The 11,562-nt window shown below is 47.7% G+C and carries 9 protein-coding genes; 7 read left to right on the forward strand and 2 right to left on the reverse strand.

The annotated features are described in order from the left end of the window. Nucleotides 1–58: 58 nt before the first annotated feature. Nucleotides 59–1,285 (reverse strand): MFS transporter, encoded by a 1,227-nt coding sequence (locus ACDJ58_RS29535; RefSeq protein ID WP_063566968.1) that lies wholly within the window; start codon nt 1,283–1,285, stop codon nt 59–61. Between the two features lie 87 nt (nt 1,286–1,372). Between ACDJ58_RS29535 and ACDJ58_RS29540 the strand changes: the two genes are divergently transcribed. Next, nucleotides 1,373–1,990, forward strand: a complete 618-nt coding sequence (locus ACDJ58_RS29540; protein ID WP_413374272.1) for a molybdenum cofactor guanylyltransferase — start codon at nt 1,373–1,375, stop codon at nt 1,988–1,990. A 32-nt stretch (nt 1,991–2,022) separates the two neighbouring features. On the opposite strand, the gene ACDJ58_RS29545 is transcribed toward ACDJ58_RS29540, so the two are convergent. Next, nucleotides 2,023–2,997, reverse strand: a complete 975-nt coding sequence (locus ACDJ58_RS29545; RefSeq protein WP_413374274.1) for an AraC family transcriptional regulator — start codon at nt 2,995–2,997, stop codon at nt 2,023–2,025. A 247-nt stretch (nt 2,998–3,244) separates the two neighbouring features. Between ACDJ58_RS29545 and ACDJ58_RS29550 the strand changes: the two genes are divergently transcribed. From ACDJ58_RS29550 to ACDJ58_RS29575, 6 genes are all read left to right on the forward strand, one after another. After that, nucleotides 3,245–5,248 (forward strand): beta-galactosidase, encoded by a 2,004-nt coding sequence (locus ACDJ58_RS29550; RefSeq protein ID WP_413374275.1) that lies wholly within the window; start codon nt 3,245–3,247, stop codon nt 5,246–5,248. A gap of 130 nt (nt 5,249–5,378) precedes the next feature. Then, on the forward strand, nt 5,379–7,169 hold the full coding sequence (locus ACDJ58_RS29555; RefSeq protein WP_413374276.1) for a sensor histidine kinase: 1,791 nt from the start codon (nt 5,379–5,381) through the stop codon (nt 7,167–7,169). Continuing rightward, a complete protein-coding gene (locus tag ACDJ58_RS29560) occupies nt 7,166–8,266 on the forward strand; it encodes a response regulator transcription factor (RefSeq protein WP_413374277.1) in 1,101 nt (366 codons plus the stop codon). The genes ACDJ58_RS29555 and ACDJ58_RS29560 overlap by 4 nt, the downstream gene beginning before the upstream one ends. A 144-nt stretch (nt 8,267–8,410) precedes the next feature. Next, nucleotides 8,411–9,691, forward strand: coding sequence for an ABC transporter substrate-binding protein (locus tag ACDJ58_RS29565; RefSeq protein WP_413374278.1), 1,281 nt, complete (start codon nt 8,411–8,413; stop codon nt 9,689–9,691). Nucleotides 9,692–9,769: 78 nt separating this feature from the next. Next, nucleotides 9,770–10,654 carry a carbohydrate ABC transporter permease gene (locus tag ACDJ58_RS29570; RefSeq protein WP_064641854.1) on the forward strand — a complete coding sequence of 295 codons (885 nt, stop codon included), beginning with the start codon at nt 9,770–9,772 and terminating at the stop codon, nt 10,652–10,654. Next, nucleotides 10,651–11,478, forward strand: coding sequence for a carbohydrate ABC transporter permease (locus tag ACDJ58_RS29575; protein ID WP_024632759.1), 828 nt, complete (start codon nt 10,651–10,653; stop codon nt 11,476–11,478). Before ACDJ58_RS29570 ends, ACDJ58_RS29575 begins: the two co-directional genes overlap by 4 nt. Nucleotides 11,479–11,562: the final 84 nt, after the last annotated feature.

An 11,562-nucleotide genomic window follows, 5' to 3' on the forward strand; every position in this document is an offset into this window, starting at 1 on the left:
CTGTCCTCGTAGTGCTCCAGTGTAAATCTTGAAAGGTTCAACTTTTGCCAACAAAAAATTACCTTTCACCCATTTCCGTCAACACAGTTGGCTGGTATCCATTGCGGCGATTCGAGAGCCACATGATTGCAAAACCAACAGCACCGATCAGGGAGAAGAATACCCCGATGTTATACATCACTTCAGCACCAAAGCTCTGGAACAGCCAGCCGCCGAACAGGCCAGCAATGACACCAGAGAGGCCGCCCCAGGCCATCGTATACACGGCCTGACCAGAGGAACGGTACGGCCTAGGAATGAACAGCATCGTCAGCTGGGTCCCTACATAGAAATACCCACCGAACGTAATGGAGTGCATGAGCTGAATGAACACAATCTCTAACGGATTGTTCGCTAAGGCCATGAGCTGCCAGCGGATGGCGAACAACAGACTGATCAGTATGAGCGATGATAGAAGCATACTCATTTTGCGTTTGAGAAAGCGGTCCAGGAGCAAGAATACACCCACTTCAAGGATGGATGATGTGAAGATGGCCCAGCCAACCATCTGTTTATCGCCGCCCATTTCCACGATGTATAATGACATAAATGTACTGTTCATGGCGTTGGGTACGGAAACGAGCACCCCAAGCCCGATAAAGATCATAAAGTACGGATTGAACATCACCCTGCCAAAACGTCGAAAGCTCACTACAGGTGTATCTGAAGCGATCGGCTGTCTGGGTAGAAACAAGGCAAAGACAAAGGCAATGACAATCATGAAGGCAAAGACAATCGATACACTGCCCGCTCCCAGGCGGTCAATCAGCGGTCCGGCAGCCACAGCGGTTAAAGCCCAGCCCAGCGATCCCCAAAGACGAAACGTACCGAATTTCTGAGTGGTGCCATCGATATAACCGAGAATCAGGCTGTTGGTTTGGGCAAACAACGGACTTTGAAAAAAATAAAAAAAGATCATGGCTGCATAGATCCAGGCATACGTAGGCGCATAGAATACAGCCTGAGCAAGAACAAAGGTGCCACCCATCATCATCATCAGGATAATACGAATATTGCGTGATTTATCGCTCCAGAAGCCCCAGAATGGATTAGCGAACAAGGATACAAAAGGACCAATCGCCATCAGACTGCCAATCTCCAATTTGGTCATCCCGATTTCCTGCAAATACAACTGAAGAAAACCGGCGAAGATTGAAATGGCTCCATAAATGAAAAAGTTATATAGTTTCAGCGAAACCAAAGAGGGATTGCCTCTTCCGGGTGCATATCTATCCAATAGAGCCATTCCTTTCAGAATCATATTCTTCAATGTATCATTTGTTGAAAGGGTATTCAATGTATAGAATAAGTTTATTGAACGAGGAGGATTACCATGAGCACGATGGAATGGACAGGTATTATACTGGCAGGAGGCTTATCCCGCCGTATGGGTTCCAATAAAGCATTGTTGGAATGGAATGGTTCCAGCGTGCTGGGACAGGTCATCCAAGCGATGGCACCGGCTGTGGATGGTATTATCGTTTCCACAGGAACCAACACAGCTGCATACAACGCATTGCCCTACGACTGCGTCCAGGATTATTATCCGGGAAGAGGGCCGCTTGCAGGGCTGCATGCCGCGCTGGAAGTCTCTGAGACGGACTGGAACCTCGTCTGCGCCTGTGATATGCCGCTGCTAGAGCCATCCTTTTTCAAAGGCTTGAAGTGGCTCACCGAATCAGGTCAAGAGCATCATGCGATCGTTCCACGACTGGCAGGGCGTGTTCATCCGCTTGCAGGTGCATATCATAGACGTGTTCTTCCCGAACTTGAACAGCGTTTAATAGATAATAGACTAAAGGTAACCCAATGGCTTGAAGAGATCGGCTGCCGATATGTCGACATCGATGAGCTGGAAAGCGCTGGTGTCCATAATGTGGCCATTCAGCTTAGTAATATGAATACCCCGGAAGAGTATGAGCATATTCGCAACAGATCATACGGCCCTTAACCCATCTATTCATTTATCATCTCATACCTTTCTTAGTCCGATTCGGTCCCCCAACTCTGGTGCACAGGACCTGATTCGTTAGATATATCCTGAACGGTGTTACGATATTGAAGCGGACTCTGGCCAGTCCATCGTTTGAATTGCCGACTGAAGTGCGACAGATGGGTATATCCCAGCTTCCATGCAATTTCGCCCAAAGAGAGCTTCGGCTGTTCGATCAGCACTTTAGCTTCCTGCAGCTTCAGGCTGGACAGATAGGCCCGTGGAGATTGTCTGTACACTTTGCGGAAGATCTGCAGCCCATATCCCGGACTGATGCCAAATGAGGATATGATCTGCTCCACTTTGACGGTGGATACATTGCCCTCTTTGATTCGGAGCTGCGTATGGAACGCCTGTTTGATGGCTTCTGCGATGGCCCCTGCATAATGCATGGCTGCGGGAGCTGGAGCATTGGGCGAAGCATCAGATCGGGTGGACAGTGGTTCATGGTCAGCCGCCTGGGACAACAGGGCAAACAATTCAAACATGCGTGCCTGCATTATAAATTTGTCTGTGGAAGTGTATGCCTCTGATGTTCGGATCATGTTCATCCAGTTCTCCAGGACGGGACGTATTTGCATATTATCTGTTGTACCTGCCTCATAGATTCGGCTGTGATGTGACATCAGCTTCAGGGTAAATACGGGATCATCCACATTGAAATGAGCACTGAAATACGTCATGCCGTCTGATGATATACATTGGTTGGTATGTTTGAATCCTGGTGGAACCAGCAGAATGGAACCTTCCTCAACCGTATAGGTATACCCGTGAATCACGCTCTCCTGGGTCCCCTTTATAATCAGCATAATTTCAAAGCCCGGATGGGATTCTTCCGGCATCGCCCAACCGTATGGAACTTGTTGGCTGTGCGCTCCATAGAATTTAATGTTACAGTCGATAATAGGCAGCCAGTGAGCCAGTGTATGATGTGGCATTTCTCGAAGCTGCGATCGGATATCCATGACATTCACCTCGGAAAAGGGTAAAAACAACTCGCCTTGTACAATCGGCACCCATAGTATACTTCATTATAATCAGTTTAACGCCAACATTGAAAAATTGCAGAACGGAGGGCGTTCGACCAGATTGCTAAGTGTCTAATGTACTTCAATAGATATTAATGTAAACGTTATCATTTTTCAATTGAATCATTTCATTTTGTATAAATGCCAAGAGTAACATACTTCGCGATGAAAAGGAGATTTTAACATGGACAAGTTATTATACGGGGTAGCCTACTATGATGAATATATGCCTTATGAGCGATTGGACAAGGATATTCAGATGATGAAAGATGCAGGCATCAACGTGGTGCGGATTGCGGAATCAACCTGGAGTACGCATGAACCACAGAATGGTGTATTCAATTTCTCCTCAGTTGATCGTGTACTGGATGCCATGCATGCGGCGGGTATTCAGGTTATTGTGGGTACGCCTACGTATGCTGTTCCGACGTGGATGGTCAAGGAGCACCCGGATGTTCTGGCAACAACGGTACAGGGACCGGGGAAATATGGAGCGCGGCAGATCATGGATATCACACATCCAACATATCTGTTCTATGCGGAACGCATCATTCGCAAGCTGATCTCCCGTGTTAGCAAACACCCTGCCGTGATTGGCTATCAGACGGATAACGAAACGAAGCATTACAATACTGCCGGAGATAACGTACAATTGCAATTCGTCAAATATATGCGTAACAAATTCAGCTCATTGGATGATCTGAACAAGGAATTTGGTCTCGACTATTGGAGTAACCGTATCAATAGCTGGGAGGACTTCCCGTCTGTTGTGGGTACAATCAACGGCAGTCTGGGAGCTGAATTTGCCAAATTCCAGCGCCAACTGGTAACTCATTTTCTAGCGTGGCAGGTCGGAATTGTAAATGAGTACAAACAGGAAGGTCAGTTTGTCACCCAGAACTTTGACTTCGACTGGCGTGGGTATTCGTACGGCATTCAGGGGGATGTGGACCATTTTGCCGCATCCAAACCTTTTGACATCACCAGTGTGGACATCTACCATCCGTCGCAGGATGATCTGACGGGCATTGAGATTTCATTTGGCGGTGACGTGGCACGTTCCACCAAACAATCGAACTATCTTGTACTCGAGACGGAAGCCCAGGCTTTCTGGCATTGGCTTCCCTATCCGGGACAGCTTCGCCTTCAGGCGTTTAGCCACCTGGCCTCGGGAGCAAACATGGTTGCTTACTGGCACTGGCATTCCTTGCATAATTCGTTCGAGACGTATTGGAAAGGATTGCTGAGCCATGATTTTGAACCAAATCCGGTGTACAACGAGGCCAAAACGATAGGCCGGGATTTTGCCAGACTTAGCCCGCAACTGGTGAATTTGAAGAAAACGAATCGGGTAGCCGTGCTGTTCAGCAATGAGGCGTTGACGTCGATCAAGTGGTTCGGATTTAATTTTACCAGTGACAAAAAATACAACGACGTTGTGCGCTGGATGTATGACGAATTATACAAAATGAACATTGGCTGTGATCTGATTGATCCGTCTGTGGAGAGTTATGAAGGCTATGATGTGATCGTTGTACCTGCTTTGTACGCAGCTTCTGATGCCTTGCTTGAGAGGCTGAACCAATTTGTACAGGATGGTGGGCATGTCATTTACTCCTTCAAGAGCGGATTCGCCAATGAGCATATTAAGGTCCGCTCTACCCGCCAGCCTGGACTGATCAGTGAGGCTTGTGGCATCAGTTACAACCTGTTCGTTGAGCCGAAAAATGTGTCGCTTCGAGATGATCCGTTCGAGGTTGGAGAGGAACAGAATCAGATTCACACCTGGATGGAACTCATCACACCAACAACTGCAGAAGTGCTGGCCTGGTATGATCATCCTCACTGGGGAGAATATGCGGCAATTACCCAGAATACCTATGGCAAGGGCAAAGCAACGTACGTTGGATGTTATACCAGCTCCGCGGTGATCCGCAAAGTGTTGGAGCGTGTCATAAAGGAAGCCAGACTGTGGGGAACCGATCAGGAGTTGGCTTTTCCAATCATCGTGAAGAGCGGCGTGAATGATCAAGGGAATACGATTCGTTATTTCTTTAACTACTCCGATCAGGCGACTTCGTTCGTGAATGCCTACGGAGACGGAACGGAACTTCTTGCAGGCACAGCGGTGTCCGGAGGGCAGAATATGGAGCTGGAACCATGGGGATTCTGCATTATTGAGCAATAATGGGAAATCATAAATGAATTGACAAGTCTGTTTTCAATGATTATAAAAAGAATACCAAGACCAAAGCGCCCTCGGCTTCATGCTGGGGCGTTTATCTTATTTTAGCTCATAGCTCAGGAGTGGATGCCTCGTGTTTACCGAATTATATCGGAAGCTTATTGATCCGTTCAAACGCAGCATTCGCAACAAATTAATACTCACCATGACGTTTCTGACCATTCTGCCCGTAATTGCCATGACTGTTGTAGCGGCCGAAAATACCCGCTCTTCCATGGAAGAAGAGATCATGGAGACCAATCGTGCGAATATGAATTGGGCCTCCATCTATTTGGGTGAACAATTCGCGCGGATGAACAATCTCATCTATTCCATCCAGATCAGTGATGAGCTTCATCAGTATTTGGCATTAAATCAGGATGCTCCAGCTGCCAGCCGATTCGATGAGCAGAAGGCTGTGTTCAACATGCTGAACAGTGTATATTATTCGGCTGGTAACTATGTATTTGGCGTGGAATTATACCTGAAGGAACTGGACACGTTGTTCACCTTCAACTCAATGGAAAGCCGAATCCGATCAGTCCCGGACATTCCTTCGGCATACCATGAACTTTTTGAGCAGCGTAAGGACTTTACGATTATTAATGATTCGAATGATCCGGAAAAGTTCCACATGACCCGCAGCATGAACCGTTTCGAGGATCAGGCGCAGATCGGCGCAATCAGTCTGGAAGTCAAGTGGGCCGAATTCAATCAGACGCTGGAATTGCTGGACAGCCGGGGGGATTATGCGGTGTACATCGCGGATAGTACGGGAAGTCCGGTTTATCAGCCAAACAAGGAGATACAGCCTTCAGCAGAGGCACTAGAAAAGCTTGCAGCTACAAAGGACAGTTCCGGTTTCATTCGAACAGCGAAGGAATATGTATTCTATCATGCCATTGACCCGTCAGGGATGCGTCTGATCAAAATTGTACCTTCCCATGTCATCAATGAGAGCGCAATGGAAACGATGAAATATGGTCTTGTTGTGGGTGGGCTGGCTACCGTGGTTTCGGTGTTGTTGGCAGCATTTGTGGCTTGGCGAACATCCAAACCGATTGTCAGACTGGCGAATTCCATGAAGGGAATCCAGTTGATCAAGGACAAGGAAGTGGTGCGCAGTGGTCGGGTGGATGAGATTGGCCTGCTGGAGAAAAATTTGCATGGTATGGCAAGCCGCATTCGGGAACATATCCGGGATAACTATCTCATGAATCTGGAGAAACAGACGGCCGAGCTCAAAGCGCTTCAGTCTCAGATTCACCCGCATTTTCTGCAAAACACGTTGCAGATGATCGGAGGTATGGTGTACTCCCAGAAGCCTGCAGACAGTTACAAAGTTATTCGTGCATTAAGTGAGATGTTCCGTTATATTGTCAGAGCGCCGGATGGTCTCGTGCCATTGCAGACCGAATTGGACCAGTTGGAGCATTATATGCTCATCCAGAAACAGCGTTTTGGCAGTAGACTTGAATATAAACTGGAGATTAAAGGTGGGTTAAATGACTGCTACATTCCGAAGTTGTCCCTGCAACCGATTGTTGAGAATGCATTTGTCCATGGTCTGGAGAAAAAACAGGGAGAGTGGAAATTGAACATTGAAGTTGTCCGACTAGATCATGAGGTAACCATCCGCATTTCCGATAATGGGGTGGGCATGGATCAAGAGAGGCTGGCCGAGATGCAATCCAGACTATCCAAGCTGTCCCAGCAAGGAGACAGAGTATGGAGCTCGGGGACTAGCATTGGACTGGTCAATGCCGCATCACGTATCGTGATGCACTTTGGGCCTGCATACGGCATGAACATGGAGAGTGGGGAAGGACAGGGAACCAGTGTCACTGTTCGAATTCCTTGCCATACAGGAGGCGAGATCTCGTGAATAAGGATCATTATCGAGTGGTATTAGTGGACGACGAGCCATGGAACAGAGATATTTTGCGCAATTTGGGCACGTGGGATGAGCTTGGCATGGTGGTTGCAGGTGAGGCAGAGGATGGCGGAGATGCGATCCGGCTGGTAGAGCAGCATCAGCCCCATATTATCATTACAGACATGCGTATGCCGGGTACAGATGGCGTGGAACTGCTCCAGACGCTGAGCGCACAATATCCGCATATCAAAGTGATTGTGGTCAGCGGATATGATGATTTCAATTATGCGAAACATGCCATTCGTCACCGTGCCGCTGATTATCTGCTTAAGCCGGTGAATCCCGATGAATTGAATAACGTTCTGGCCAAGTGTAAACGAGAATTGGAAAAGACCGAGTCCGGGCCGGAGTCCTGGGAACCTTATCCTTCGGCTTTTTCTGGCGAGTTCTCGCTGATTCAGCAGCAGGCACGCCTGCGTTTTAACGACTTGAACGTTCAGGGATTACATGAGCTGTTCGGGCAGCTGGAACACCGGCTAGATACCAGTGATATCCGAAGACCTCAACAGCTTGGGCGGGTCGCATACGAATTGCAGACGCTGCTGGGCGAGCTGTGTGTTTCCAACGGCTTATGCGAGCAACCTGTAGCAGCTGTGCTCCCGCCGCCGACTGCTCTGGCGTCCATCGCATCGGCGGTGGACTGGATATCATCGCCTTACTATACTTCGTTGGAGCAGCTAATTGCGCAGCGCAAATTCAAGAACAAGCTGAACCTGGATGAGGTGAAGCAACACATTGAGCAGCACTGCATGGAGATGATTACGCTAGAGCAGCTCGCTCAGATCTTTTTTGTCAGCAAAGAATATCTCAGCAAGGTGTTCAAAAAAGAATACGGCGTGAATGTGACCGACTATATTGTCCAGTTACGCATGGCAAGAGCAAAAGAATGGGTGCTGGATGATCAGATTCCATTCAAACATATTGCCGAGATGACAGGTTATGAGGATGTATCGTACTTTTACCGGGTGTTCAAGAAACACTTCGGGGTTTCGCCTGGGGAGATGCGAAAGGGACAACCTCGTGTGTCAGGTAACAGCCCAAAATAATTCATTCACAGACAGTTTACTGTTAGATTAAGGTTTAAAATAATCCAATAAATGAGTCTAATTTTGTCCAATGAAGCGCTTTCATTTCGTGATATATAATGATCCTATGAAAGACAAACCAGTTACACCGGGAGGTCATAAGAGATGAAAGTATGGAAAAGCGTAGCAAGTGCGGTACTTGTGAGTGTTCTGCTCGCAGGCTGCGGTTCCAATGCGGGTACGGATGGTAAGGCGGAGGGGACTGCATCGGGCAGTACGGTGTCCCTCAAAGTATTCATTGCACAGCCGCGGCTGAAAGAACATTACGATAAATATATAGAACAGTTCAAAGCCAAGGAGAAAGCCGAAAAGAATATTGAAGTCAACGTACAACTGGAGATGCCGCCAGCAGATAATGCGCCGCAGATTCTGAAAACACGACTTGCCTCCAATGATGCACCGGACGTGTTCGCGCTTCATGCGGTCAATGAAATTCCACCGTTCAGCAAAGCGGGTTATCTGGAAGACCTGTCGGGTCAACCTTTTGTCGATAAATTACTGGATTCCGTTAAGCCTTCCGTAACGGATGCGTCGGGTAAAGTCGTGGCCGTTCCTTTGGAAACGTTATCTTGGGGATACCTGTACAATAAGGATATTTTCAAAGAACAGGGGATAGAGATACCTACGACTTTGACGGAAATGAAAGCGGTCGTGGAAAAGCTGAAAGCAGCCAACATCACACCGTTTGAACTGTCGTACAAAGAGGCCTGGATTCCGCAACTCTTCCTGCCACTTACCGTAGGTGCACTGACTCAGTCAGAACATAAAGACTTCTTGGATAAGATGAATCAGGATCAAGGTTCCTTCTCGGACATGAAAGCCTTGTTCGACATCTTCGATCTCGTCAATGCCAATGGAACGGAGAAAGCGCTCGAAGTGGGCGGCGATGATGGTTCAGCAGCCTTTGCAACAGGCAAAGCAGCAATGTGGATTCAAGGACCTTGGTTCGCGGAAACCATCCTGAAGTCCAATCCAGATATCAACTTCGGCGTAGCTCCACTGCCGATCAATGACAACCCGGATGATACCAAAATCAATCTGAGCACATCGACTTCACTGGCCGTATCTTCTTCCAGCAAAAACAAGGAAGTGGCACTCGACTTCGTAAACTATGTTCTCGATGACAAGGATTCAAGTGCATTCTATGAAGCATTGAAATTCAATCCGGTTGCCAAAATTCATGACTTCAAAAGTTTTCCTTGGGTAGACGATGCCCTGAAATATGTTAATGAAGGCAAAGCGTATCAGGATCCATCCATTCCTCAAGCAGTTAAGGATGAATCAGGCAAAGCGCTGCAAGGTTACTACTCCGGACAACTGGATCAGCAGCAGGTGATTGATGCGCTCGACAAGGCGTGGAAATCCTACAACAAAGTCAACAAGTAAGCAGATGAAACGGCTGGCAGAACGGTCTTCGTTCCCCCGTTTACGCGAGTCTGCTTATAGTGAAAAGGGGGAGAACCAATGGCTACGAATGTATTCAAGAAGTATCTGTCGCTGCTAGCGTTCACTGCGCCTGCCTTTGTCATCTATGCCATTTTCCTGCTGTATCCCACATTTAGTGGCTTGTTCTACAGCTTGACGGACTGGAATGGTCTAAACCGGGATTACAGTTTTATCGGTCTGGGGAACTTTGTGGAGCTGTTCAAGGAAGATCCCGACTTTCTGAATTCCCTATGGTTCACGTTGAAATATGTGGTGTTTATGCTAATACTGCAAAACGGAATTGCCTTGCTGCTCGCCGTGTTCATTGAGACACGGACGCGCAGCAAGGGGTTATTCCGAACCCTGTTTTTCATGCCGAACATGATCAGTACAATCATCAGCGCCTTTATGTGGACATTCATCTTCTCCCAGGTGCTGCCGCAGCTGGCCGAGAAGTTGGCCGTCTCCTTTTTGGACCAACAGTGGTTGGGTGATCCGAAATTTTCATTCTACTCCATCCTGATCGTATCGCTCTGGAATGGTGTGGGGTATATGATGATCATCTATCTGGCAGCACTTCAGGGTGTACCGAAGAGTCTGAAGGAAGCGGCTGTTATTGATGGAGCTAATGCGTTCCAGGTACTGCGTAATGTCGTATTACCGATGATTACTCATGCCGTGACGATCTGTTTCTTCCTGACACTGAACGGTGCCTTCAAAGTATTTGAAGTCGTGTACGGACTTACAGGTGGCGGTCCAGGCAGAGCCACTCAGGTCATTACGATGAATATCTATGAAGAGGCATTCTCCAACAATTTTAGATATGGATATGCCAGTGCCAAGTCGGTTGTGTTATTCGTCATCGTGCTCATCTTCACGCTCATTCAGATTACGGTGATGAAGAAGAAAGAGGTGGAAGCATGAGGATGCAACGAATTAACAGCTACCTGATTCGACTGCTGCTGGTCCTAGGCTCCCTCGTCGCAATGCTGCCAATCTACATGGCGATTGTGAACTCATTCAAAACACAAGGCGAAATGTTCCAGTCCTTTATAGCTCTCCCAACGACATTTCATTGGGAAAACTACTCGGATGCGTTCAACAAAATCAACCTGCTGGGCAGTTCATTGAACTCGGCGATCGTATCCTTCCTGGGTATTGGTGGTATTGTATTCTGCGCTTCATTGGCCGGATACAAGCTGTCGCGTACTTCAGGCAGACTGAGCAACCTGATCTTCTTCCTGTTCGTGGCATCCATGCTGGTTCCTTTTCACTCGATCATGATTCCGCTGACACGAGTTGCCAAAGGACTTCACGTTCAAGGTAGCACATACGGATTGGCTCTGATCTATATCGGACTTGGTGTGAACATGGCTATCTTCCTCTATCACGGGTTTGTTAAGTCCATCCCGCGTGAATTGGAAGAATCGGCACAGATGGATGGATGTAATGAGTTCCAGACGTTCTTCCAGATCATCTTCCCACTGTTGCTGCCAATTACGGTCACCATCGCCATCTTGGACTTCCTGTGGATCTGGAATGATTTCCTGTTGCCACTGCTCATGCTGACGGATGTGAATCGTTATACGCTGATTCTGTCCACGAACATGCTGTTTGGCGAGTACAATAAGGAATGGCCGTTGATTCTGTCGTCCCTGGTACTTACCGCGATTCCGGTGGTTCTCATCTATGCGTTCTTCCAAAAGTTCATCATGGAGGGTATTGCAGAAGGTGCGGTAAAAGGGTAAGGAAAACCTGCGACCTAGACGTATCTGTCTTATTAATACAAAAATTCAAAAGAACCGCCTTGATCTGAGGGATGTCATTCCTTC

Source organism: Paenibacillus taichungensis (assembly GCF_047302525.1).
Taxonomy (GTDB): Bacteria; Bacillota; Bacilli; order Paenibacillales; family Paenibacillaceae; genus Paenibacillus; species Paenibacillus taichungensis_B.

Coding starts and splice junctions, on each gene's coding strand:
- ACDJ58_RS29535 (WP_063566968.1), bottom strand. CDS start 1,285: ATGGCTCTATTGGATAGATATGCACCCGGAAGAGGCAATCCCTCTTTG.
- ACDJ58_RS29570 (WP_064641854.1), top strand. CDS start 9,770: ATGGCTACGAATGTATTCAAGAAGTATCTGTCGCTGCTAGCGTTCACT.
- ACDJ58_RS29565 (WP_413374278.1), top strand. CDS start 8,411: ATGAAAGTATGGAAAAGCGTAGCAAGTGCGGTACTTGTGAGTGTTCTG.
- ACDJ58_RS29550 (WP_413374275.1), top strand. CDS start 3,245: ATGGACAAGTTATTATACGGGGTAGCCTACTATGATGAATATATGCCT.
- ACDJ58_RS29575 (WP_024632759.1), top strand. CDS start 10,651: ATGAGGATGCAACGAATTAACAGCTACCTGATTCGACTGCTGCTGGTC.
- ACDJ58_RS29545 (WP_413374274.1), bottom strand. CDS start 2,997: ATGGATATCCGATCGCAGCTTCGAGAAATGCCACATCATACACTGGCT.
- ACDJ58_RS29540 (WP_413374272.1), top strand. CDS start 1,373: ATGAGCACGATGGAATGGACAGGTATTATACTGGCAGGAGGCTTATCC.